Annotated in this window: 21 protein-coding genes and 1 tRNA gene; 6 read left to right on the top strand and 16 right to left on the bottom strand. The window is 67.4% G+C overall.

The window, feature by feature from the left end; translation table 11 throughout:
- Window positions 1–6: 6 nt before the first annotated feature.
- From A3M1_RS0102370 to A3M1_RS0102395, 5 genes are all read right to left on the bottom strand, one after another.
- Window positions 7–1176 (bottom strand): M20 aminoacylase family protein, encoded by a 1170-nt coding sequence (locus A3M1_RS0102370; RefSeq protein WP_018387349.1) that lies wholly within the window; start codon window positions 1174–1176, stop codon window positions 7–9.
- Window positions 1177–1178: 2 nt separating this feature from the next.
- On the bottom strand, window positions 1179–2048 hold the full coding sequence (locus A3M1_RS0102375; RefSeq protein WP_018387350.1) for an ABC transporter permease subunit: 870 nt from the start codon (window positions 2046–2048) through the stop codon (window positions 1179–1181).
- A complete protein-coding gene (locus A3M1_RS0102380) occupies window positions 2045–2764 on the bottom strand; it encodes an ABC transporter permease (protein ID WP_018387351.1) in 720 nt (239 codons plus the stop codon). Before A3M1_RS0102380 ends, A3M1_RS0102375 begins: the two co-directional genes overlap by 4 nt.
- Window positions 2765–2826: 62 nt before the next feature.
- On the bottom strand, window positions 2827–3609 hold the full coding sequence (locus tag A3M1_RS0102390) for a transporter substrate-binding domain-containing protein (protein ID WP_026221097.1): 783 nt from the start codon (window positions 3607–3609) through the stop codon (window positions 2827–2829).
- Between the two features lie 28 nt (window positions 3610–3637).
- Window positions 3638–4411, bottom strand: coding sequence for an ABC transporter ATP-binding protein (locus tag A3M1_RS0102395; protein ID WP_018387353.1), 774 nt, complete (start codon window positions 4409–4411; stop codon window positions 3638–3640).
- A gap of 246 nt (window positions 4412–4657) precedes the next feature.
- Here A3M1_RS0102395 and A3M1_RS0102400 point away from each other — a divergent pair, with 246 nt between their 5' ends.
- From A3M1_RS0102400 to A3M1_RS0102415, 4 genes are read left to right on the top strand one after another with little or no spacing between them, the layout of a single operon-like run.
- Window positions 4658–5536 carry a dimethylarginine dimethylaminohydrolase family protein gene (locus tag A3M1_RS0102400; protein WP_026221098.1) on the top strand — a complete coding sequence of 293 codons (879 nt, stop codon included), beginning with the start codon at window positions 4658–4660 and terminating at the stop codon, window positions 5534–5536.
- Entirely contained in the window at window positions 5533–6204 is a 672-nt protein-coding gene (locus A3M1_RS0102405; RefSeq protein ID WP_018387355.1) for a TetR family transcriptional regulator C-terminal domain-containing protein, read from the top strand. Before A3M1_RS0102400 ends, A3M1_RS0102405 begins: the two co-directional genes overlap by 4 nt.
- On the top strand, window positions 6179–7369 hold the full coding sequence (locus A3M1_RS0102410; protein WP_018387356.1) for a pyridoxal phosphate-dependent aminotransferase: 1191 nt from the start codon (window positions 6179–6181) through the stop codon (window positions 7367–7369). Before A3M1_RS0102405 ends, A3M1_RS0102410 begins: the two co-directional genes overlap by 26 nt.
- A 46-nt stretch (window positions 7370–7415) precedes the next feature.
- Complete coding sequence (locus A3M1_RS0102415) at window positions 7416–9017, top strand: 5-guanidino-2-oxopentanoate decarboxylase (protein ID WP_018387357.1); 1602 nt, start codon at window positions 7416–7418, stop codon at window positions 9015–9017.
- Window positions 9018–9570: 553 nt separating this feature from the next.
- Here the strand turns inward: A3M1_RS0102415 and A3M1_RS0102420 are convergent.
- Window positions 9571–9645: transfer RNA gene (locus A3M1_RS0102420), tRNA-Glu, on the bottom strand.
- Window positions 9646–9756: 111 nt separating this feature from the next.
- Complete coding sequence (locus tag A3M1_RS0102425) at window positions 9757–10113, bottom strand: DUF6476 family protein (RefSeq protein WP_245261548.1); 357 nt, start codon at window positions 10111–10113, stop codon at window positions 9757–9759.
- Between A3M1_RS0102425 and A3M1_RS0102430 the strand changes: the two genes are divergently transcribed.
- Entirely contained in the window at window positions 10094–11137 is a 1044-nt protein-coding gene (locus tag A3M1_RS0102430) for an RluA family pseudouridine synthase (protein ID WP_018387359.1), read from the top strand. The genes A3M1_RS0102425 and A3M1_RS0102430 overlap by 20 nt on opposite strands.
- 151 nt (window positions 11138–11288) lie before the next feature.
- On the top strand, window positions 11289–12200 hold the full coding sequence (gene rpoH, locus A3M1_RS0102435; RefSeq protein ID WP_026221099.1) for an RNA polymerase sigma factor RpoH: 912 nt from the start codon (window positions 11289–11291) through the stop codon (window positions 12198–12200).
- Window positions 12201–12272: 72 nt separating this feature from the next.
- On the opposite strand, the gene A3M1_RS0102440 is transcribed toward rpoH, so the two are convergent.
- The 9 genes from A3M1_RS0102440 to A3M1_RS0102480 all read right to left on the bottom strand — a co-directional run bounded on the left by A3M1_RS0102440 (window position 12273) and on the right by A3M1_RS0102480 (window position 22576).
- Window positions 12273–12728 (bottom strand): CBS domain-containing protein, encoded by a 456-nt coding sequence (locus tag A3M1_RS0102440; RefSeq protein WP_018387361.1) that lies wholly within the window; start codon window positions 12726–12728, stop codon window positions 12273–12275.
- A gap of 332 nt (window positions 12729–13060) precedes the next feature.
- Window positions 13061–14464: an NAD(P)(+) transhydrogenase (Re/Si-specific) subunit beta gene (locus tag A3M1_RS0102445; protein ID WP_018387362.1), complete on the bottom strand. Its 1404-nt coding sequence runs from the start codon at window positions 14462–14464 to the stop codon at window positions 13061–13063.
- Window positions 14465–14474: 10 nt separating this feature from the next.
- A complete protein-coding gene (locus tag A3M1_RS0102450) occupies window positions 14475–14990 on the bottom strand; it encodes a proton-translocating transhydrogenase family protein (protein WP_018387363.1) in 516 nt (171 codons plus the stop codon).
- Window positions 14991–15381: 391 nt separating this feature from the next.
- Window positions 15382–16560 (bottom strand): Re/Si-specific NAD(P)(+) transhydrogenase subunit alpha, encoded by a 1179-nt coding sequence (locus A3M1_RS0102455; RefSeq protein WP_026221101.1) that lies wholly within the window; start codon window positions 16558–16560, stop codon window positions 15382–15384.
- 8 nt (window positions 16561–16568) lie between these two features.
- Window positions 16569–16862, bottom strand: a complete 294-nt coding sequence (locus A3M1_RS0102460; protein ID WP_018387365.1) for an aa3-type cytochrome c oxidase subunit IV — start codon at window positions 16860–16862, stop codon at window positions 16569–16571.
- A gap of 88 nt (window positions 16863–16950) precedes the next feature.
- A complete protein-coding gene (locus A3M1_RS0102465) occupies window positions 16951–18261 on the bottom strand; it encodes an ABC1 kinase family protein (RefSeq protein WP_371258774.1) in 1311 nt (436 codons plus the stop codon).
- Between the two features lie 126 nt (window positions 18262–18387).
- Window positions 18388–18885: a DUF6790 family protein gene (locus A3M1_RS0102470; protein ID WP_018387367.1), complete on the bottom strand. Its 498-nt coding sequence runs from the start codon at window positions 18883–18885 to the stop codon at window positions 18388–18390.
- A gap of 28 nt (window positions 18886–18913) precedes the next feature.
- Entirely contained in the window at window positions 18914–19909 is a 996-nt protein-coding gene (locus A3M1_RS0102475) for a DUF3445 domain-containing protein (RefSeq protein WP_371258730.1), read from the bottom strand.
- A 75-nt stretch (window positions 19910–19984) separates the two neighbouring features.
- Window positions 19985–22576 (bottom strand): patatin-like phospholipase family protein, encoded by a 2592-nt coding sequence (locus tag A3M1_RS0102480; RefSeq protein ID WP_018387369.1) that lies wholly within the window; start codon window positions 22574–22576, stop codon window positions 19985–19987.
- Window positions 22577–22653: the final 77 nt, after the last annotated feature.

A 22653-nucleotide genomic window follows, 5' to 3' on the forward strand; every position in this document is an offset into this window, starting at 1 on the left:
CCCGGCTCACACCGGCTTCAGATAGGTCTCGACCAGCTCCGTCCAGAAGGCGGCGCCGATCGGCAGCAGGTCGTCATTGAAGTTGTAGCCGGGGTGATGCAGCGGCCGGTCCGCTTCCGACATCCGCCCGCCGAGGAAGAAATAGCTGCCGGGCCGCTCCTTCAGCATATAGGCGAAATCCTCGCTGCCCATGCTGGGACGCGCCATTTCGCGCACCTTGTCTGCCCCGGCGAAACGGGTGGCGAGAGCGCGCAGGAAGGCCGTTTCCGCCGCGTGGTTGATGGTGGCGTCATAGCTGCGCTGATAGTCCACCGTGGCGCTCATGCCATAGCTCGCCGCCTGTCCCTCAGTGATCAGCCGGATGCGACGCTCCAGCTCGTCGCGCACGGCGGGATCGAAGGAGCGGATGCCGATCACGAGCTCGGCGCGCTCGGGTATGACATTGCTCGCCGCCCCGGCATGGAAGGCGCCGACGGTGATCACGCTCGGGTCCATGGGGTGAATGTTGCGCGCCACGATGGATTGCAGCGCCATGACGATGGAGGCGCCCGCCAGAATGGGATCGGCCGTCGCCTGCGGCTCGGCGCCGTGCCCGCCGCGGCCGTGGACGGTGATGCGGCACTCGTCGACCGCGGCCATAATCGGCCCGTCGCGGAACACGAAAGTCCCGAAGGGCACGTCGGGATCATTGTGCAGGGCGAACACCGCGTCGCAGGGGAAGCGGTCGAACAGCCCTTCCTCCACCATGATCTTCGCGCCGCCGAAGTTCTCCTCGGCCGGCTGGAAGATGAGATGCACCGTGCCGTCGAAATGTCGCCGCTCGGCAATCGCCCGCGCCGCGCCGAGCAGCATGGCGGTGTGCCCGTCATGGCCGCAGGCGTGCATCAGACCCGGCGTTTTGCTGGCGTAGGGCAGGCCCGTCTCCTCAAAGATCGGCAGCGCGTCGATGTCGGCGCGCACGCCGACCGAGCGCCCGCTGGTGCCGTTGGACAGCGTGGCGACGAGCCCGGTCCTGGCGAGGCCCCGCGTGACCTGGTAGCCGAGCGCGTCAAGCTCGCGGGCGATGATGTCGGAGGTGCGCACCTCCTCAAGGCCGAGCTCGGGATGCGCGTGCAGGTCCCGGCGCAGCGCGACCAGCTCCGGCATCGCATTGGTGAGCGAGGCGCGAACTTTCATCTTCAGGCACTCCGGGTTGGTATTCTCTTCTCGAAATAGCGGAACGCCGCGACAAGAAGTGCGGTCAGGATCAGGTAGATGAGTGCCAGCAGCAGCAGCGGCTCATAGGTCAGGAACGTGACCTGCCGAACCTTGGATATCACCGCGTAGACGTCGATCACCGTAATGGTGGCGACCAAAGGCGTGGCCTTCAGCTGCAGCACCGTCTCGCCATTAAGCGTGGGCAGCGCGCGGTGCACGGCGCGCGGCAGCCAGATGCGCCAGAACAGCTTCCAGCGGCTCATGCCATAGGCGCGGGCCGCCTCCAGTTCGCCTCTCGGCACGCCGGTGAAGGCCCCGCGCATCACCTCGCCCTCATAGGCCGCGAAAGAGAGGGTCAGTGCCGCCACGCCATAGGGCCAGGCCTCGCGCAGATAGGGCCAGAGGAAAGACTGCCGGATCTCCGGGAATTGCGGAAACAGCGAACCGAGCCCGTAATAGAGCAGCCACAGCTGCAGCAGCAGCGGCGTGCCGCGAATGATGGTGCAAAAGCCCTGCGCCGGCAGGCTCAACCACCACGGACCGGTCACCTGCACCAACCCGAGCGGTACGGCGAGAAAAAAGCCGAGGACCGACGTGCTCGCCAGCATCAGCAGCGTGACGCCAACGCCCGAGACAATGGCCCCGGCATAGTTCGGCAGCCAGTCCCAGCGCAGGAACCAGGCGGCGCAGAAGACGATGCCCGCCCCCACCGCCATGAGCGCGATGCGGTGGGGCTCCAGCAAGGCCCGCCCGCTCGGAAGGCTGGTGAGTGCCGTGGCGTCGAGGGTGCTCTCCTCCGGCGGCAGCTCGACCCGCGTTGCGGGAGCGGCGGTGCGTTGCTCGCTCGTCATCGCGCCGCCCAGCCGCGCCGGGCGCGGGCCTCAATGACGCGGATGATGAGACCGGAGACCAGCGTCAGCAGCAGATAGAGCACCCCCGCCGCGCAGAAGAAGAGCATGTAGGCCTTTGTGGTGCCCGCCGCCTGCCGGGTCACGAGGGTCAGCTCGCTGAAGCCGACCACCGCAAGCAGCGCCGTGTCCTTGGTGCAGATCAGCCAGAGATTGGAGAGCCCTGGGAGCGCATGCGGCAGCATGGCCGGCAGGGTGACGCGCCGCATAACCATCAGCGGCGACATGCCGAAGGCCCGCGCGGCCTCCATCTGTCCGGCCGGCACGGCGAGGATTGCCCCGCGCAGCACCTCGGTCGAATAGGCCCCCTGCACCACGCCGATTACGAAGATGCCCGCCGCGAGCCCGCTTATGTCCACCGAGCCATAGCCGAGCGCGGCGCTGACGCGGTTGAGCAGGTCAGTGCCGGCGTAATAGAGCAGGAGGATCAGCACTAGTTCGGGAACGGCGCGCACGACCGTGGTGTAGATTTCCATAAGGTCCCGCATCACCGGGCCGCCATAGAGCTTACCGAAGGCGCCACCCGTCCCGAGCACGAGCCCGAGCGAATAGCCGCCGAGCGCAATCTTGATCGAGTTCATCAGGCCGGCGAGCAACACGCCGCCCCAGCCGGGCGGCTCGAGCGCCAGCAGGCTCCAATTGATCATGTCGGCCGCCATGGGGCCCTCCCAGCCTTGGGGAGGCACGGGCCAGCGCAGGCGCCGGCCCGGCCCGCCTGCGATCAGCCGCCATAGACGTCGAAGTCGAAGTACTTCTTCGAGAAGGCGTCATAGGTGCCGTCGGCACGGATCGCCTTGATCGCGGCGTTGATCTTGTTCTTCAGCTCGGTCTCGCCCTTGCGCAGGCCAACGCCCACGCCGGCACCGAGGATTTCCGGATCATCCTTCACATTGCCCTTCAGGTCGCAGCACTGCTTGCCCTGGTCGGACTTCAGGAAGGCATCGAGCGCAATCGCATCGGCCTGCACCGCGTCCAGGCGGCCGGCGGCGAGATCGGCATTTGCCTCGTCCTGCGTCTGGTATTCCTTCACGGTCGCGCCCGCACCGCCGAAATACTTGTTGGCGTAGTCCTGGTGGATGGTGGCGACCTGAACGCCGATGGTCTTGCCCTTGAGACCTTCCGGCGTTGCCGCGAATTTCTCGCTCTTCGGGCCGATCACGCCGGTAGGCGTGTTGTAGTACTTGTCGGAGAAGTCGATCGTCTTCAGGCGCTCCGGCGTGATCGACATCGAGCCGACGATCATGTCGATCTTCTTCGACGTTAGCGCCGGTATGATGCCATCCCACGCGACCGGGGTGATGACACATTCAAGCTTGGCCTGCTTGCACATGGCCTGCATGAACTCGACTTCCCAGCCTTCCCACTTGCCGGCGGCGTCAGGCGAGGCGAAGGGCGGATAGGGCTCGGCGGCGAAGCCGACCTTGAGCGGTTCGGCGGCCGCGCCACAGGCGCCGGCAATGCCGATGACGGCGGCGGCAATCATCGTCCTGAATGCGTGTTTCATGGTTTTCCCCTCTGGTTCCCGGGCTTTTTCAGTGGCTGGAACTGATGAACTTCTTCAGCAGCTCCGACTTCGGGTCGCCGAAAATCTGCTCCGGCGGTCCTTGTTCCTCGATCACGCCGTGGGCGAGGAACACAATGTGGCTGGCGACGTCGCGAGCAAACTTCATCTCGTGCGTGACGAGAATCATCGTGCGCTGCTCTTTCGCCAGATCGCCGATGACCCCCAGAACCTCGCCGACCAGCTCGGGGTCGAGGGCGGAGGTCGGCTCGTCGAACAGCATCGCATGCGGCTGGATCGCCAGCGCCCGCGCAATGGCCGCGCGCTGCTGCTGGCCGCCGGAGAGGAAGGCCGGGTAGACGTCGCGCTTGTCGAACAGGCCGACGCGCCGCAGCAGCGCCTCGCCGCGCTCGATCGCCTCGGCCCTCGGCACGCCGAGCACGTGCATCGGTGCCTCGATGACATTCTGAATAATGGTCATGTGCTGCCAGAGGTTGAAACTCTGGAACACCATGCCGAGGCGGGCGCGCAGGCGCTGCACCTGCCTGCGATCCGACGGAACAAGGCCACCACGGCGGTCGGAGCGCAGGGCGATCTCCTCGCCACGGATCGCCACCGAACCGCTGCTCGGCACTTCCAGCATGTTGATGCAGCGCAGGAAGGTGGATTTGCCGGAGCCGGAGCCGCCGATGATGGCGATGACCTCGCCTTCGCGCGCCGTGAGCGAGATGCCCTTGAGGACCTCCAGCGCACCGAAGCGCTTGCACAGGTCGCGAACGGCGATGGCTTCGGCGCGCTCCGTCATCGGATGGGCGCCTCCGGAGGCTGACACCAAGGCATCTGGCTCATGCCGTCTCCCTCATCCCTGCCGACTCCGCCGCCAACCATACGCCGGAAATCTTGACGCAAATGGCGGGCCGCAGACCCTCGCACCCATCTCACAAGCTAAACGTGCACTTTCCCTTGCAGTTATTCAAGCGTATAACAAATGCACCGGCGATGTTTTTGTGCAGTGCCAAAATTTTGGCACTTCTGGTGAAAGAGGTAGCATATGTCCGCTTTCGGGTCTCAGGATATGTCGGCGCCGTTGCAGCGCGTCTTGATGCGCCGGCCCGGCCCCAGCCTGATGCAGGCGGACGCGGCGCAGTGGCATTACGGCCCGACCTTCGACGGCCCGAAAGCGGTCCGCCAGTATGGTGAGTTCGCTCGCCTAGTCGAGCAGTCCGGCACCGAGATCCTCTGGCTGGACGACGAGGGCGACGGTCTGGCCGACGCCATGTTCACCCATGATCCGTCGCTGATGTCGGACCATGGCGCGATCATTCTGCGCATGGGCAAGCCGCTGCGCGCCGGGGAGCCTGCGCTGCACGAAAAGGCCTATGCCGAGCGGCAGATCCCGATCCTCGGGCGCATCGAAGCCCCCGGCACGGTGGAGGGCGGCGATTGCGTGTGGCTCGATGCGGTCACCCTCATCGTCGGGCGCGGCGTGCGGACCAATCAGGAGGGCATCGACCAGCTGGGCGCGCTCCTCGCTCCCCACGGCGTCGCCGTGCTAGGCTTCGACCTGCCGCTCTGGCAGGGGGAAGAGGCCTGCCTGCATCTCATGAGCATCATCAGCCCGCTGGCCGACGACCTCGCGCTCGTCTTCGCGCCGCTGCTGCCGGCGGCGTTCTACCAGCTTCTGAAGAAGCGCGGCATCCGCCTGATCGAGGCGCCGGCCAACGAGTTCCACGCCAGCAACGGCCTGTCGCTGAACGTGCTGCCCACCCGGCCGAACGAGGTGATTATGGTCGAGGGCTTCCCCGCGACTAAGGCCGCCATGGAGGCCGCCGGTTGCACCGTCTCGACCTTCGCCGCAGATGCACTGTGCATTGCCTGCGAGGGCGGCCCGACCTGCCTGACGCGGCCCGTGCTGCGTCGCGCGGCATGAGCCGCCGGGACTTCCATAGGGCCACCGAGGCCGAGCGGCGTCACGACCTCATCGAGGCGACACTCGACTGCATCGCCGAAGCCGGGCTGCAGGGCGCAACCGTGCGGCAGATCGCCGACAAGGCCGGCGTGACGGCAGGCCTGATCCGGCACTACTTCGCGTCGAAGGAGGTGATCCTCCAGGAAGCCTACAAGGTGCTCATTGCCCGGCTGACAGAGAAGGCGAAGAACCTGGACGGCACGCCGGAGGAGCGTCTCTCCAGCTTCATCTTCGTCAACCTGACCGAGCCGGTTGCCAACAGCCGCAGCCTGTCGCTCTGGGCCGCGTTCATCAGCCGGGTCAGCGTCGATCCGGCTCTCGCGGCAATCCACCGCGAGGGCTACCTGAGCTTCCGGCAGGAGCTTGAGCAGCTTTTGGCCGATTTCTTCGTAGCCAGAGGCGTGGCGGCCGATCCGGTGCGCGACCGAACGCTTGCCATCGCCATGAACGGCATCCTCGACGGCCTATGGCTTGAAGGCTGCCTCGCCGGTGAACTCTTCGGCGAGGGCGAGTTGGTCGCGATCGCCTTCTCCTCCATCGAGGCGTTGATCGGTCATCCGATCAAGGCGCCAACTTCAACCGACATGGACCGGGAGTACCGCGATGCGCTACGCATCCATCACCGATAGGCTGGCTCGCCTCGGCTCCGAGAAGTGGGCGGTGCATGTTGAGGCACGCCGTCGCAAGGAAAAGGGGCTGCCGATCATCGAGCTGACGATCGGCGAGCCCGATCTTCCGCCGCATGAACGGCTGATCGCCGAGGCCACCCGCTCCATGGCCGCCGGCCGCCACCGCTATTCGAACGGACGCGGCGAGCCGACTGTCGTCGACGCGCTGGTGCGCAAATATTCCGCGCGCCGGCCCGGTGTCACGGCTGAGAATGTGCTGTGCTTCCCCGGCACGCAGACGGCGCTTTTCGCCGTCATGCTCGGCCTTGTCGAGACAGGCGACGCAGTGCTGGTGGGCGATCCGCTCTACGCTACCTATGAGGGCGTCGTCCGCGCCACCGGCGCCGAAATGATCCCCGTGCCGCTGCGCCCGGAAAAGGGCTTCCACATGCAGGCCGAGGACCTTGAGCGGGCGATTACACCACAATGTCGCGTTCTTCTGCTCAACACGCCGCACAACCCGACCGGCGCGGTGCTGACCGCCGAGGAGCTCGCCGCGATCGGCGAGGTGTGCCGCCGCCACGACCTCTGGATCGTCTCCGACGAGGTCTATGAGGAACTAATCTTTGCGGGCCGCTTCGCCTCGCCCTTCGACATTCCCGCGCTGGCCGAGCGCACCATCGCCTGCTCCTCCATCTCGAAGTCGCACGCCGCGCCGGGCTTCCGCAGCGGCTGGGCGATCGGGCCGGCGGAACTGTGCGCCCGGCTGCTGTCTGTTTCCGAGACCATGCTGTTCGGGCAGCAGCCCTTCATCGCCGACATGACCGCCTATGCGCTCGACAACTCCGTCGACACGTCGGAAATCATGCGCCGCTCCTATCGCCGGCGCGTCGACCTCATCCTCGCCGCGCTGGCGGGCGCGCCGGGGCTGGTGCCCTTCCCGCCCGAGGCCGGCATGTTCATCGTCATCGATGTCAGCGGCACCGGCATGAGTGGCGAGGACTTTGCCTGGGCCCTGCTCGATGAAGAGGAGGTCGCGGTGATGCCGGGCTCTTCGTTCGGCGCCGGCGGAAACGATTTCGTTCGCCTCAGCCTGACTGTGCCGGACGACAGGATTGAAGAAGCGTGCCGGCGCATGGCGGCACTGGCCGCGCGCTCGGGACTGAGAAGGGCACGGCGGGCCTAGGAGCAAGCGGGCGGCAGCGGCGACATGGCGAATCTGGAGAACAGGCATGGGCGTGAAGACGGTCGGGGAGGCGCTGATCGACCTCCTGCAAGCCAATGGGGTCGAGGTGGTGTTCGGTATTCCCGGCGTCCACACGGTCGAGCTCTATCGCGGGCTCGCCGGCTCGACGATCCGCCACATCACCCCGCGCCATGAGCAGGGCGCGGGCTTCATGGCCGATGGCTATGCCCGCGTCACCGGCAAGCCGGGCGTGGCGCTTGTCATCACCGGGCCGGGGCTCACCAACACCATCACCGCCATGGCGCAGGCACGGCAGGATTCCGTGCCCATGCTGGTCATTTCCGGTGTCAACCGGCGCTCCTCGCTCGGCCAGGGCCTCGGCTGCCTGCACGAATTGCCCGATCAGGCGGCGTTGATGAAGAGCTTCGCCGCCGCGTCCTGGACGCTGAACGATCCAGCGGACCTCGCCTCCGTGGTGGCGCAGGCTTTCGCCGTCATGGGCTCGGCGCGGCCCGGGCCGGTGCATGTCGAGATACCGACCGATGTGATGCCGCTGCCGGCCGGCGAGATCATCGCTAAAGCCACGGTGCCCGCCCGGCCCGGCCCGGCCCCTGCGACGCTGCACCAGGTGGCCGCCCTGTGCGGTGAGGCCCGTCGCATCGTGCTGATGTGCGGCGGCGGCGCCGTCGCGGCGGCGGGCGCGGTCGAAGCGCTGGCGGAAAAGATCGACGCGCCCGTGGTCATGACGGTCAATGCGCGCGGTCTGCTGGCCGGCCATCCCTTGCGCGTGCCGGCGAGCCCGAGCCTCGCGGCGGTCCGCCGGCTCATCGCCGAGGCGGATCTCGTCATCGGGCTCGGCACCGAAATGGGCCAGACCGATTACGACATGTATGACGACGGCCGGTTCCCGCCGCTCGCCCGTTTCGTGCGCGTCGACATCGACCCGCTCCAGCTCGCGCGCGCGCCGCGCGCCGACCTTCCCATGCTGTCGACGGTGGAAGCGGCGGTCGATGGTCTCATCCCGCTTGTCACCGCCCGCAGCGGCGATGGCGCGGCGCGGGCGGCGGCGACGCGCGAGGCGGCCTGGCAGGAACTGACGCCGAAGATCCGCACCGAAATCGGCGTGATCGAGGCGATCTACGCCGCGCTGCCGGATGCGCTCGTGGTCGGGGATTCCACCCAGGCCGTCTATGCCGGCAATCTCTACCTCGATCTCGGCCGCCCGCGCGCCTGGTTCAATGCCGCCACGGGCTTCGGCGCGCTGGGCTATGGCCCGCCCGCCGCCATCGGCGCGGCGCTCGGCGCGCCGGAGCGTCCGGTCGTCTGCCTCACCGGCGATGGCGGGTTCCAGTTCTCCCTCGCCGAAATCGGCTCGGCGGTCGATGCCGGGACACGGGTGATCTTCCTCGTGTGGAACAATGACGGCTATCAGGAGATCGAGACCTACATGGTCTCGAACGGCATCACCCCGGAGGGCGTGAAGCCCTCGCCGCCGGATTTCCTCGCCATGGCCGGGGCCTATGGCGTGCCTGCGCTCCGCCTTTCGGATGTAAGCGAGCTTGCGGCGGCCCTAACCGCGGCCAAGGAGCGCAACGGGCCGAGCCTGATCGAGATTCACCAGATTCGGACGCGCGGCGCCACCGCCTGACTGACGGGCCGATCAGCCGCCACCGTGCGACGCGGCCCGTCGCACGGTGGCGGCTGATCGAGATGATTTGCCCTGCCGGCTATCAGGAAGCGCTGCAACGCGCGGTGTCCCTGCCCGACCGAGGCTGTAGCGTGGTCCTCTCGTGTCATGGCCGTTGCCGAGAGGGCCCGTCCCGCCCCGGCATGATGGAAGGTTCGGAAACAAAGTAGCAGCCGACAACACTGAACAAGGAGATCAGCGGGCGGCTCACCTCGGTCTGTTCAACGACAAGGCCAGACTAAAGGGTGACGCTGAGAACCCGCTTGAACTGCTGATCCGACGAATCCTGGACAGCGCCATACCCGTCGTCGCCAACCGGCCTGACGAAGAGGATGACGACTGAGTCAGGCTTCCGCTTCCAACAAAGGCAACAGCCGGAAGGCCCTCCGCCTTTTTTCTGTTCGAAGCGCCCGGAAGCTCGCCATGGCTTCGATAAGCATGGGAGCACCTATTCCGCATATTTTCGTACGTTTTGATTTTCCGCAGCCAGCAGGGGCTTAACCCCTTGAATTGCTGGCGCGCCCACGGGGAATCGAACCCCGGTTTTCGCCGTGAGAGGGCGACGTCCTAACCGCTAGACGATGGGCGCATCTAGGCAGGCCGGTCTCATAGAGCGGTTTGACCGCGTGATCAAGCGCCATGGCCGGGTGGGCGCGGTTTTTCCACCGGCACTGTGCAGAACAGCCCTCCATGGCTGCGCTCAGGGCGCGCTGGCGAAGCCGAGCACGCCGCGTGGCGCTCGGGTTTCCAGATCGAACAGATGCGTTTCGACACGCCCCTCGCGCGCTACGGTCACCGCAATGAGATCTCCGGAAACGACCGCGGCCCGCACCTCAGCACCCTTTGGCAGCTGGATCGTGCCGGCGATTTCAGCCGGGGTGCTTTTCCTGCCGCTCATCAGCTTGTATCCGATGGCACCGAAGACGGCGAGAAAGCCCAGAAGCATGATAAGCCCCGAGAAGGCGGCGAAGCGGCGCATCCGGCGCAGCACCCGCTCGGCCGCAGGGTCGAGCTTGTCGTCTGAATCAGGAGAAGTCATGCCGGCACCGGAACTCAACGAGGAGATGGACGACGTCGCGCCGGAGGTGGTCGCGACGCGCGTCGATATCACCGTCGGGCCGGAGGATGAAGGGCTTCGGCTCGATCGCGTTCTGGCGCGGCACCTGCCGGAGTTCAGCCGCACCCGCCTGCAGGCGTTGATCGCCGAGGGGCGGGTCCAGCGCGCGGGCCAGCCGATTGCCGGCGGCTCGGCCAAGGCAGTGGCCGGCGAAAGCTACAGCGTCGAGGTGCCCGAGCCCGAGAACGCCACGCCGGCGGCGCAGGATATTGCGCTGAACATCGTCTATGAGGACGACCATCTGATCGTCGTCGACAAGCCTGCCGGCATGGTGGTGCACCCGGCCCCGGGCAGCCCGGACGGCACGCTGGTCAATGCGCTGCTGTTCCATTGCGGCACCAGCCTTTCCGGCATTGGCGGGGTACGACGCCCCGGCATCGTCCACCGGCTGGACAAGGACACGTCCGGCCTCATCGTCGTGGCCAAGAACGACCGCGCCCATAAGAGGCTCGCCGCCCAGTTCGCCGATCATGGCCGCACCGGCCCGCTGGAGCGGGCCTATCTCGCCTTCATCTGGGGCGCGCCTGACTTGCCCAGCGGCACGGTGGACGCGCCGCTTGCCCGCCACCCGGTAGCCCGCGAGCGCATCGCGGTGCGGACCGGCGGACGCTTCGCCATCACCCATTGGCAGCGCCTCGCCACCTATGCCGACACGCTGGGCCGCCCGATCGCGTCCCTGGTCGAGTGCCAGCTGGAGACCGGCCGCACCCACCAGATCCGTGTCCACATGGCCCATATCGGCCACCCGCTTCTCGGCGACACGGTCTACGGGGTCGGCCAGCGCACCCGCGCCAGCCGACTTCCCGACAGCACGCGCGGGGCGCTGGATGGACTCGGCCGGCAGGCGCTTCATGCCGCCCGGCTCGGCTTCGAGCATCCCGCGACAGGCGAGTTCATGGCGTTTGAAAGCGCCTTGCCCGCCGACCTCGCCCGCCTTCAGGAAACCCTCGAGGCGGGCGGCTGACGGGCCGCCGGCTCAACGCTTCGTGACCGTAACGCGCCTTGCGCTTTCGCAAAAACGGCTTCTTCCTGCTATTATATGTTGAGGCCGGCTTAAAAGCGGCCGCATGCCGGTCGCCCGCTGATGGGGACCGTGAGACAAGGAGGGTGCAGTCATGGCCCGTTCCGCTATGAGCCTACCGTCCGCAGAAGGTGGCCTGAGCCGCTACCTCGCGGAGATCCGCCGGTTTCCCATGCTGGAGCCGCAGGAAGAATATATGCTCGCCAAACGTTGGCGCGAGCACGAGGATCCCGACGCCGCGCATCGTCTCGTCACCAGCCATCTGCGTCTCGTGGCCAAGATCGCCATGGGCTATCGCGGTTATGGTCTGCCGATCTCCGAGGTCATCTCGGAGGGCAATGTCGGCCTCATGCAGGCGGTGAAGCGCTTCGAGCCCGACAAGGGATTCCGCCTCGCCACCTATGCCATGTGGTGGATCAAGGCTTCGATCCAGGAGTACATCCTGCGCTCGTGGAGCCTCGTAAAGATGGGCACGACGGCGGCGCAGAAGAAGCTTTTCTTCAATCTACGCAAGGCCAAGAGCCAGATATCAGCGCTGGAGGAAGGCGATCTGCGCCCCGACCAGGTGCAACAGATCGCGACCAAGCTCGGCGTCACCGCGCAGGAAGTGATCGAGATGAACCGTCGGCTGGGCGGCGACGCCTCGCTGAACTCCCCGCTGCGCGGCGATGTCGAGGGGGGGGGGGAGTGGCAGGATTGGCTGGCCGATGACAGCGACAGCCAGGAATCGGTGCTGGTCGAGCATGAGGAGATGGACAACCGGCGCAGCGCGCTTTCCGGGGCGCTATCGGTGCTCAATGAGCGCGAGCGCCGCATCTTCGAGGCCCGCCGCCTGTCCGATGACCCGATGACGCTGGAGGACCTCGCCTCCGAGTTCGGCGTGTCGCGCGAGCGGGTGCGCCAGATCGAGGTCCGGGCGTTCGAGAAGGTGCAGAAGGCGGTGATCGACCGCGTGCACCAGATGGAGACGGCGCCGATGCGGCAGGACCATTCGCCGGCCATGTGACGGTGCCCGCGCCTTAATCATCGTGAAACCGCCCGGCGGCCAACCGGGCGGTTTTTATTTTATCTCAAGGAGTTATACCGGGAGCGCCGGCGCCATCGTGCCCGCCCGCGCCTCGCCCGGCGCCGCCGCCGCCGCCCGCACATCGTGGGAGAGGACGTCGCGGATGCTCAGCACGCCGACCAGTTGGTGCTCCTCCATGACGGGCAGATGGCGCACATGGTGCTCCTCCATCAGCGCGCGGACATGGTCGACGCTGTCCTCCATCCGGCAGGAAATCATGTTGCGCGACATCAGGTCGCCGACCGTCAGGCGCAGGGCGGCCGCGCCGCGCTCGGCGACCGCGCGGACCACGTCGCGCTCGGAGAAGATGCCCACCACGGTGACGCCCTCGGAACCGCAGGCATCCTTCACCACCACGGCGCCGATACGCTCGCGGTTGAGTAATGTCGCTGCCATTTCAACGGTTTCGCCCATCCGCACCGTCGGCACGCGGGCGCTTTTCAGCTTCATGAGATCGGCGACAAGCATGGCGTATCCTCTGGTGATGGAGCCGAGACTGTCACGCTTCTTATTCTTTTGTCTAAGTCTGGTATGCAATACACACGCCGTCAATGAAATCCGTTGCGGCAGCGCAGCATCGGCGCTGCCCGCCTCGCCACCGAAACGAAAAAAGCCCGCCTTTGGGCGGGCCTTTCCGATGGTTTTTCGCGTGACCAATCAGTGCAGTGAGGTGGACGATCAGGCCGATGCGGCCAAAGCGTCCAGCCTCCCCGGTCCCTCCCCCGCCCCTTCTTCCCCACGTCCTTGCCGATCGCGAAAGCCGGGCAACTTTCGCGGCGAAGGCGTCAGTGGTTAAGGCGTCAGTGGTTGAGGTTCTTCACAATGTCCTCGACCATCTTCTTGGCGTCGGCGAACAGCATCATCGTGTTGTCGCGGAAGAACAGCTCGTTCTCCACCCCGGCATAGCCGGCCGCCATGCCGCGCTTGATGAACAGCACGGTCTTGGCCTTTTCCACGTCGAGGATCGGCATGCCGTAGATCGCCGAGGTCGGGTCGGTCTTGGCCGCCGGGTTGGTCACGTCATTGGCGCCGATGACGAAGGCGACGTCGGCTTGAGCGAACTCGGAGTTGATGTCCTCCAGCTCGAACACCTCGTCATAGGGCACGTTGGCTTCCGCCAGCAGCACGTTCATGTGCCCGGGCATGCGGCCGGCGACGGGGTGGATGGCGTATTTCACCTCGACGCCTTCCTCCTTCAGCCGGTCGCCCATCTCGCGCAGCGCGTGCTGGGCCTGCGCCACCGCCATGCCATAGCCCGGCACGATGATGACCTTGGAGGCGTTCTTCATGATGAAGGCCGCGTCCTCGGCCGAGCCCTGCTTCACCGGCCGCGTTTCCACCGCGCCGGCCGGGCCGCCCGAAGTGTCGCCGCCGAACCCGCCCAGGATCACCGAGATGAAGGAGCGGTTCATCGCCTTGCACATGATGTAGCTCAGGATCGCGCCTGAGGAGCCCACCAGCGCGCCTGTGATGATCAGCGCCGTGTTCTGCAGGGTGAAGCCGATGCCCGCCGCCGCCCAGCCGGAATAGGAGTTGAGCATCGACACCACGACCGGCATGTCGGCGCCGCCGATCGGGATGATGATCAGCCCGCCGAGCACCAGCGCGGCGATGACGATCAGCCAGAACACGGTGTGGCTCTCGGTCGCCACCAGCACGCCGATCAGCACCACGATCAGCACGGCGAGGCCGGCATTGATCAGGTGCCGGGCCGGCAGCATGATCGGCTTGCCCGACATGTTGCCATTGAGCTTGGCAAACGCGATCACCGAGCCGGTGAAGGTGATGGCGCCGATGGCGACGCCAAGGCTCATCTCGATCAGCGCCTGGGCGTGGATGAGGCCGGGCTCGCCGATGTGGAACGCCGCCGGGGCGTAGAGCGCCGCCGCCGCCACCATCACGGCGGAGAGGCCGACCAGCGAATGGAAGGCCGCCACCAGCTGCGGCATCTGCGTCATCGCGATCTTCTTGGCGATGATGGCGCCGGCGCCGCCGCCAATGGCGAGGCCGCCGATAACAAGCGCCCAGCCGCCCAGCCCCGCCGGGGGCGAGGCGGCCAGCGTGGTGACGATGGCGATGGTCATGCCGACCATGCCGAAAATATTGCCCTGGCGGGACGTGACCGGGCTGGAGAGCCCGCGCAGCGCCAGGATGAACAGGACACCGGAGACGAGATAGAGCAGCGCGACCAGATTGGCGTTCATGTCCGTGCGCTCACTTCTTCTTCGAGTACATGGCGAGCATGCGGCTGGTCACCAGGAACCCGCCAAAGATGTTCACCGCCGCCAGGATCAGGCCGACAAAGCCGAAGCCGCGCGCCCAGCCGGTGCCCTCGGCCACCGTGTCGACGCCCACCGCCAGCAGCGCGCCGACCACGATCACCGAGGAGATGGCGTTGGTCACGCTCATCAAGGGCGTGTGCAGCGCCGGGGTCACCGACCACACGACGTAATAGCCGACGCACACCGCCAGCACGAAGATGGCGAGCTGGAACACGAACGGGTCGATCGCCCCGCCTGAAAGCGTGTGCACCGTCGCGCCGGCAATGTCGGCATAGCTCTGCTGCGCCGCCTGGGCATAGGCGGCGGCCGCTTCCGCCGCCTGCCGGGCGACCTCAGCCGCCATCCGCGCCCCTTCGGCCGCGTTCTGCGCCATCGCTCCCTGCGCCACAGCGTCCGAGACGCCTGGCGCGTTCTGGGCGAGTATCACGCCCCCTGCCGGATTGGCCATTTCCTCTATTCCCCGTTCTGTGAGCCGGCCGCCGATCTCCCCGGCTGGGCCGCCCTTAAGACTTGATCTCGTTTCAGGCGTCCCGGCAGGCGTCCCCGGAAGGCGCCCCTGCCACGTCATCCCGGACGGCGCGAAGCGCCGAGCCGGGATCGCAAGCAAGACGGGCGGGTGCCGGAAGAGCGCCGGACGAGTGCCGCGCCGGCGAGCCCTTCCCTCCGGCCGTCATCCCCCTCCCAGACCGTCATCCCCGGGCTTGACCCGGGGATCCATGTCCCGCACGCCGCAGCGCGGGTCCATGGTTCCGGTGGCCCGTGGATCCCCGGGTCAAGCCCGGGGATGACGTGGGAGAGGCGGCCCGCGCCTTACGCCGTCCGCCCTACGCCGTCCGCCCTTAAGCCGCCGAAGCGTCCGTGGCCGCCGCCGCCGGCGCAACGTCGGCCGGCTTGAAGCCCGGATGCACCACCGCCCCGTCCTTGGTCAGCAGCGTCGCCTTCACCAGCTCGTCGTCCCACTTCACCGCGAGCGCCTTCGTGCTCTTGTCCACCAGCGTCTCGACAAAGGCGTAGAGGTTCTTGGCGTAGAGCTGCGAGGCGGTGGCCGCGAGGCGTCCCGGCACGTTGAGATGGCCGACGATCTTGACACCGTTCGCCGTGGTGACGACTTCGCCGGCGACCGCGCCTTCGACATTGCCGCCGCGTTCCACCGCGAGGTCGATCAGGATCGAGCCCGGCTTCATCGCCGCCACCGTGTCGGCCGCCACCAGCTTGGGCGCCGGGCGGCCGGGGATCAGCGCCGTGGTGATGACGATGTCCTGCTTGGCGATGTGGGCGGCGGTCAGCGCCGCCTGCTTGGCCTGGTATTCCGCCGACATCGCCTTGGCGTAGCCGCCGGCGGTTTCCGCCTGCTTGAACTCCTCGTCCTCCACCGCGATGAACTTGGCGCCGAGGGATTCGACCTGTTCCTTCGCCGCCGGGCGCACATCGGTGGCCGAGACCACCGCGCCGAGGCGCCGCGCCGTGGCGATCGCCTGCAGGCCGGCAACGCCGGCGCCCATGATGAAGACGCGCGCCGCCGGCACGGTGCCGGCCGCCGTCATCATCATCGGGAAGGCCCGGCCGAACTCGGACGAGGCGTCGATCACCGCGCGGTAGCCGGCAAGGTTGGCCTGCGAGGACAGCACGTCCATCACCTGCGCCCGGGTGATGCGCGGCATCAGTTCCATCGCGAACAGGCTGGCGCCGGTGCCGGCGATCTCATTGAGCGCCGCCTCATGGCCATGCGGGTCGGCGATGGCGATCACAAGCGCGCCGGGGTTGATGCCCTTGAGCGCCGAAGCCTCCGGCCGCCGCACGGCGAGCACAAGGTCCGCCCCCGAAACCGCCGCCGCATTGTCCGCGACAACGCTGGCGCCCGCGCCCTCATAATCAGCATCGCCAATCCCCGACGCCACACCCGCACCCGAGGCAACAACAACCGTCGCCCCCAAGCCGAGATAGCGCTTTACCGTGTCGGCAGACGCGGCAACCCGTGGCTCCGAAGCAGAGCTCTCTTTGACAATAGCGATACGCATGGCTGCTCTCAGGACGTGATGATCAGGGCAAGCAGCAGAACGCCCAGCAGGCCGAACAGCAGCTTGGGCTTGCCATCCTCCGAGGCGAGACCGACGGCGCAGGCCGCGATCGAGGCCAGCGTGCCGATGGTGAAGATGCCCCAGTGCCCGTTGGCGCCGCCAATGGCGAAGGACACCATGAAGCTGCAGAGGGCCAACGTGCTGACCAGGGTCATCTTGGTGAAGAAGTGATATGTGCCGCGGTGCTCGGCATAGTCGTTGCCGTCCGCCTTGGCGTATTCGGTCACTCCGTGATCGGCCATGTCGACCCCCTCCCAAAGAATAATGAGCGCGCGATGCTCCGCTTTAGCGGAAGACGCCGTTTCCGGCAACGGCGCGCGCCGGGGCAGGTCAGCGCAGTCCGGCCTCCACCAGCGCGGCGCCTTGACGCGCCGCCACGCTCGACGTGGAGAAATCGGCGATCGCCTCCTCGAACAGAGTGTGGAAGTTCAGCTCCGCCTTGAGGTGCAGGAACACCCCGCCAAGGCCGATGGCGGCGCGGTCCATGAAGACGAATTCGCGCGGCACCCGCACCGGGCCCTGTTCTTTCAGCGCGCGGTGCACGGTGAAGGCCTCGCGCCGGCCATATTCGCCCGGCGCCACGCCGTCGGCGATGGTGCGCACGCGGTCGTCGAGCAGCGGGCCATAGATGAAGCGGGCCCAGATGTTGAGCACGTCGATCAGTTCGCGGGTGAGGCCGCGAAAGCCCCAGGTCTCATAGGCATGGACGATGCGCGCGTCCTCGCCCCGCTGCAGGCCGCGATAGAGATCGACCACGCCGCCGACGAAGCTCGGCGGGAAGATGCGGATGCAGCCATAGTCGAGCAGGTTGATCCCGGCCGGCTGCCCCGCCTCCTCGAACACGGTGTAATTGCCCAGATGCGGGTCGCCATGGATGACGCCGAAGCGGGAGAAGGGCCGCCACCACGCCGCGAACATGGCGCGGGCGATGGCGTTGCGCTCTTCCAGCGAATGGTCGACGAAATCGAGCAGCCGGCGCCCCTCCAGCCAGTCCAGCGTCAGCAGGCGGCCGGTGGAGAGGTCGGGATGCACGCGCGGCACCCGCACCATCGGCGCCTGCGCCAGCATCGCGGCATAGAGCCCGGCATGGGCGGCCTCGCGCTTATAGTCCAGTTCCTCGCGCACCCGCGCGCCGATCTCCTCGGCGATCTCGGTGGTATCGATGGCCGGGTCCATCCGCCGGTGGATGGCAAGCAGCAGGCCGAGCTGCTTGAGGTCGGCCTCCACCGCCGACTGCATGTCGGGGTACTGGAGCTTGACCGCCAGGCTGGTGCCATCGAGCGCGCGGGCGCGGTGGACCTGGCCGAGCGAGGCCGCCGCCGCCGGCTCCTTGTCGAACGAGAGGAAGCGCGCCATCCAGTCCGGGCCGAGCTCCGCCATCATGCGCCGCTTGACGAAGGCCCAGCCCATGGGCGGCGCCTGGTTCTGCAGCGTGGCGAGTTCCTTGGCGTATTCCGGCGGCAGCGCGTCGGGGATGGTCGCCATCAGCTGGGCGACCTTCATGATCGGCCCCTTGAGGCCGCCCAGCGCGGCGGCCAGCGCGGCGGCGTCGCCCTGCTTCGCGCCAGTGCCGAACAGCCTTGTGCCGGCCATGCGGGCGGCGACACCGCCGACACTGGTGCCGACGCGGGCATAGCGCATAGCGCGGGCGGAGAGGCGGTTGGCCTCGCGGTCGGGGGAATCGGAATCGGTCAAGGCAACCTCATATGTTGCCCCTCAGTTAGGCCACGCGAGCGGGGGCGCAACCTTCCACGCCTGGGCGGGCCATCACCTCTTCGGTACGGGCCCGAGCACGCGCTGGATCAGCAGCAGGCCGAGCACGGCCAGCGGGGTGATGAAATCGGTGTAGAAGATCGGCCCGGCATTTCCCGCCGCGAGATTGCCGGTCTCCTCGATCTGGACGACATGGCCGATGCCGGCCCCGCCGAGAAAGCCGAGCGCCACGATGCCCACGGCGGCGCAATAGCCGGGCGAGCCGAGAAAGGCACCGATCACCCCGGCGACGCCGATGCCGAAATTGGCCATGCCGACCTCGAGCTGGAACGGGCTTGGCGCCCAGCCGATCGAGGCCGCTGTCTGGTCGGCGAAGAACACATGCCCGGTGAAAGCCCAAAGCCCCTGAAGCCCGACCGGCAACAGGAGGATATAGCGCAGCAGCTCATCCACCAGCACGCTGAGCGAAAAGGGCCGCGCGCCGCGCAGCGCCATCGCCACCGCCAGCACGACCGCCAGCGCCCAGAAAATCAACGGAAACCAGAACACCATCGGCCCCTCCCCACTCTGCCGGGGCACTCTACGCGCCGGCGGCGATCCGCTCCAGTGCCGCCGCCACCGCGTCGCGATGGTCGGTCAGCCCCTTATAGGCGAGCTGGTCGGCATCGAGCCCGAGGATCTGCTCGCGCAGCGAAGCGGCGAGCGCGCCCCCTTCCGGATGGCGGCGGAAGGCGAGGAACGGGTCGACATGGATGCGGATGGTGAACAGCATGTCGCCGCTTTCCGGCAGGCGGCGCAGCGTCTGGCGCTCCACCCGCACGAAGGCCTCGGGGGCGAGATGGGCCGGGTCCTCGAACCAGTGGCGCGGGCGCTCCTTCGATTCGGGGTGGTGCAGTTCGTCATCGGGATAGATCGACCAGTTCACCCGCCAGACCGGCTGCTCGACCTTCAGATTGTCGAAAATGCGGTTCATCACCCGGGCGAGCTTGCTCTCATAGCCCGGCACCGCCTCGTGCAGCTGGTCCAGCGACTGGCCGAATTTTTCCGCCAGCGACCAGGCGGAGGGAAAGCACAGCACGGCGGCGACGAGGCGATAGCCGCCCGCGCCCTGGCGCAGCAGCACCAGATCGTCTGAGATCAGCTGGCCGGCGATGACGAGCGGCGCTTCGCCGGCATCGTCGAGGTCGAAGCTCTGGCCGGTGGCGGCCACGGTGATCCGGCGGCCCTCCAGCCGGTACTGCTCGGGAAAGCGGGTGGTGACATGGGCGACGACCAGCTCCAGCACCTCGCGCTGGGCCTGCCGCGTGCCGTCCTCCTCGCGCACCACCACGTCGCGCTTCTCGCGGATCAGCGCCGCGCGCTCGGCCAGCGTGGCCGCCAGCTTCACATCGGGCTCGATCCATTCGGCGAGGTCGAGCGGGGCGAGGCCGACCGAGAACGCCTTGCGCGAGCCGTCATAGGGGGTGTGGGCGAAGGGGGCAGGCGCGAAGGCGTCTGGGCCGGGTTGACCGGCGTCAGTGGCGGGTGGCGGGGCGGCGATGTTCATCGGGGCGTGCTCGGCTGGAAGCGCGGACAAGCGGCCCGCACCTCCAGCTTAGAACGTGTGCAGCCCTTCCGTCAGCCCGTTTCTTGGTCAGCCGCCACGCCCCGCCTATCCCTGCGAGGGAGCGGAGTGGCCTTTCACCCGCAGGTTGAGCAATTGACGCACCTCGGCCAGCAGCGGATGACGCGCGCCGATGCCCTTATGGACCAGCTTGCTCATATCGGGCTCGAACGCACGCGCATCTTCCGGCGCGGCCGCCACGCTGTCGAGATCCATCAGCAGCCGGTGCATCGCGTGGAAGCCGAGCGCCCGATAGACCTCGAACTGCTCTTCGCTGAAGAGCTGGTCCATGGTCGTTTCGTGCGGGAAGCCCTCCCGCCGCCGCTTGTAGCTGCGGATGATGTCGCTCTCATCGCCGGTCAGCGAGGATTTGACATAGACCAGCACGCCCTCATTCGGCTTCAGTTCGCCGGCCGGAACCGGCGAAACGGTGGTGGCCTGACGATCCCGGCGCCCGGCATAGACGATCCGCCCGACCGCCACATGCGGGCCGGTGGCGCCCTTGCCCGCCTGCAGGGGCCGGCCGATCGCCTCGAAGGGCACGTCGAACCGCACGCCCATATCGATCCGGGCGTGGCGCTGGAGCGCGATGAACGAGCCGAACTGGTAGCTTGAATCCGCTTCGGCATCGATGACGATGATGAGCCGGCACCGGCGTCGCAGCAGTTCGATCAGACCGAGATTGTCGATATGGCCGCCGTCGGAAATGTAGACCTCCGGCTGGCGCTCGTGGAGATAGCCGATCGCCTCCCTCAGGAAATGGAAATTCAGCGGCGAAATCGCCTGCCGGCCGGCCTGCATCGCCTTTTGGCGGATATCCCGTCCGCGGCCCGCCGCAGGGGGCGCTTCCGGCGCCGGCGGCGCGATGACCTCGCGCGGATTGACCAGCCAGTAGCCGAGCCGGGCGTTGAGCAGCGTCAGTGTCGGCGTGAGCGGGGCGATGGTGTTGGCCCCCATATTCGAGGAGAACGCCGCGCCGGAGGCGGCGATCACCGTGCCGACATCGAGGCCTGGCTGCCTTTTCAGAAGATCTTTCGTGTCGACATAACCTGTCGCCCGGCTGCCGATATAGGCGTGGCTGAACAGGAAGAAATCGGCGTTGCGCCCGCGCTTGTTAACGTAGTGCGAGGCCTGCAGGTTGATGGCGGTGTTCATCAGCAGATAGGGCGCGAATCTGAGATCGAGCGCCACCTCGCCCGACGCCCCGCTGCACAGGCCGAGCCTGTCGGCATAGGGCGGCGGCGCCTCCGGATCGCGGTCGGTGAAAGCGCCAGGGTTCACCAGAAAGGCGCGGCTCAGGCTGTCGCGATACAGCCGGTGCAGGGAACCGGCGCGAAAGCGGTAGCACGGCGGCAGGACGGACTGGAGGACGACAAGGGCGATGGCACACAGAAGCGACGCCTGCAGGAAGGCGACCACCCATTCGTGCGACTGCCAGCCGGACGGAAGCGGCACGAAGGGCGGCATGGCCTGCGGCGGGGGCAGCGCCAGCACCGCGAGCACCAGCGTTCCCGCCCAGACCAGCAGCGGCACGATGGCGGCCCCCACCCACAAGGCGAGAATGCCGAGCCCGCGCGCCAGGGCGGCGCTCCAACGGACATCATTGGCGATCTTGTGCACCGCCTCCGTCAGGCGCGGGCCAATGGCGGCGACCGCTCCGGCGAGAGGTGCCAGCACCCCCAGGATGACGGTGAAATCCCAGCCGGCAAGCTCCGCCTGCTGCAGCGGGCCCAGCAGCGCATTGCTGGCATCCATCCACCACGCCACCAGCAACGCGGCGCAGCTGTAGTTGAACAGCGCGTAATTCGTCGGTTCCGACTGGCCGACGCTCATCGGCAGGCCGCGCCACACGCCCCAGCCCAGCAGGGCGAGCAGCGCCAGCGCCGTGACGCCTGCCGTGAGCGGGGCCGCGAGCGCCAAGCGCACCACCCCCTGCGCGTGATCCCCGGCGAGCCCTGCCACGCCGGCGCGATACCACAGCAGCAGCTGCGCGGCGCTGCCCATCATCAGCAGCACGACCACGAGATTGAGCAGGAGGCCGCGCAGATAGACGGCGAGCCCCCGCAGCACATCGCTCCTGCGCGCGAACAGATAGTTGGAATGGTCGCGAATGTGCTGGACCATCGGCGTTTCCGCCTGATCCAGAAGGCTGCGGAAGGGGAACATGCCGTTGTTCAGGCTCATCCCGGCGCAGAGCGACGCGCCGATATAGCCGCCGCCCGAGACGGTGGAGAGATAGTCGATGCGGTCGAAGACCGAGGGTGAAAGATCCTCGGGCCCGCGCGCCGTATCCTCCGGCTGCCCGGGGCCGCAGGCCTGCTCCACCGCATCCATCGCCTGCAGGACACCAAGGCAGAAGGCGGCGGAACGAATGCCTCCTCCCGACAGGGCGAGGCCGATCAGGCCCTCGCTCATCTCCGCCGGCTCGCATACCCGGGCGATCTCGTTCGCCCGCGCCGCGCAGTCATCCGAGCCGCCCTTCACCGCGCCGGAGCTCTTCACACGCTCGGCAAGCTGCTTCCGGCGATCGAGGATGAAGCGGCGCTCCCGCTCAAACAGGTCCTCGGGTTCGCGGACATAGGCGCCGGCGGCGTCGCCGGCGCCCGATGCTGTTTTCGTTTCGGCAGACACCCCGGCCATCGCACCCGCCCCCGTTTGCGACCGAGGAAGATGCTACCGTTAAACCCGCCGAATACAACCCCTGATTACGCCGACTG

Source organism: Ancylobacter sp. FA202, assembly GCF_000380205.1.
Taxonomy (GTDB): Bacteria; Pseudomonadota; Alphaproteobacteria; order Rhizobiales; family Xanthobacteraceae; genus Ancylobacter.

What these genes read in the sequence shown, in the direction of transcription:
- A3M1_RS0102370 (WP_018387349.1), bottom strand. Translation starts at nt 1,176, where the DNA reads ATGAAAGTTCGCGCCTCGCTCACCAATGCGATGCCGGAGCTGGTCGCG.
- A3M1_RS0102375 (WP_018387350.1), bottom strand. Translation starts at nt 2,048, where the DNA reads ATGACGAGCGAGCAACGCACCGCCGCTCCCGCAACGCGGGTCGAGCTG.
- A3M1_RS0102380 (WP_018387351.1), bottom strand. Translation starts at nt 2,764, where the DNA reads ATGGCGGCCGACATGATCAATTGGAGCCTGCTGGCGCTCGAGCCGCCC.
- A3M1_RS0102390 (WP_026221097.1), bottom strand. Translation starts at nt 3,609, where the DNA reads ATGAAACACGCATTCAGGACGATGATTGCCGCCGCCGTCATCGGCATT.
- A3M1_RS0102395 (WP_018387353.1), bottom strand. Translation starts at nt 4,411, where the DNA reads ATGACGGAGCGCGCCGAAGCCATCGCCGTTCGCGACCTGTGCAAGCGC.
- A3M1_RS0102400 (WP_026221098.1), top strand. Translation starts at nt 4,658, where the DNA reads ATGTCCGCTTTCGGGTCTCAGGATATGTCGGCGCCGTTGCAGCGCGTC.
- A3M1_RS0102405 (WP_018387355.1), top strand. Translation starts at nt 5,533, where the DNA reads ATGAGCCGCCGGGACTTCCATAGGGCCACCGAGGCCGAGCGGCGTCAC.
- A3M1_RS0102410 (WP_018387356.1), top strand. Translation starts at nt 6,179, where the DNA reads ATGCGCTACGCATCCATCACCGATAGGCTGGCTCGCCTCGGCTCCGAG.
- A3M1_RS0102415 (WP_018387357.1), top strand. Translation starts at nt 7,416, where the DNA reads ATGGGCGTGAAGACGGTCGGGGAGGCGCTGATCGACCTCCTGCAAGCC.
- A3M1_RS0102430 (WP_018387359.1), top strand. Translation starts at nt 10,094, where the DNA reads ATGCCGGCACCGGAACTCAACGAGGAGATGGACGACGTCGCGCCGGAG.
- rpoH (WP_026221099.1), top strand. Translation starts at nt 11,289, where the DNA reads ATGGCCCGTTCCGCTATGAGCCTACCGTCCGCAGAAGGTGGCCTGAGC.
- A3M1_RS0102440 (WP_018387361.1), bottom strand. Translation starts at nt 12,728, where the DNA reads ATGCTTGTCGCCGATCTCATGAAGCTGAAAAGCGCCCGCGTGCCGACG.
- A3M1_RS0102445 (WP_018387362.1), bottom strand. Translation starts at nt 14,464, where the DNA reads ATGAACGCCAATCTGGTCGCGCTGCTCTATCTCGTCTCCGGTGTCCTG.
- A3M1_RS0102450 (WP_018387363.1), bottom strand. Translation starts at nt 14,990, where the DNA reads ATGGCCAATCCGGCAGGGGGCGTGATACTCGCCCAGAACGCGCCAGGC.
- A3M1_RS0102455 (WP_026221101.1), bottom strand. Translation starts at nt 16,560, where the DNA reads ATGCGTATCGCTATTGTCAAAGAGAGCTCTGCTTCGGAGCCACGGGTT.
- A3M1_RS0102460 (WP_018387365.1), bottom strand. Translation starts at nt 16,862, where the DNA reads ATGGCCGATCACGGAGTGACCGAATACGCCAAGGCGGACGGCAACGAC.
- A3M1_RS0102465 (WP_371258774.1), bottom strand. Translation starts at nt 18,261, where the DNA reads ATGCGCTATGCCCGCGTCGGCACCAGTGTCGGCGGTGTCGCCGCCCGC.
- A3M1_RS0102470 (WP_018387367.1), bottom strand. Translation starts at nt 18,885, where the DNA reads ATGGTGTTCTGGTTTCCGTTGATTTTCTGGGCGCTGGCGGTCGTGCTG.
- A3M1_RS0102480 (WP_018387369.1), bottom strand. Translation starts at nt 22,576, where the DNA reads ATGGCCGGGGTGTCTGCCGAAACGAAAACAGCATCGGGCGCCGGCGAC.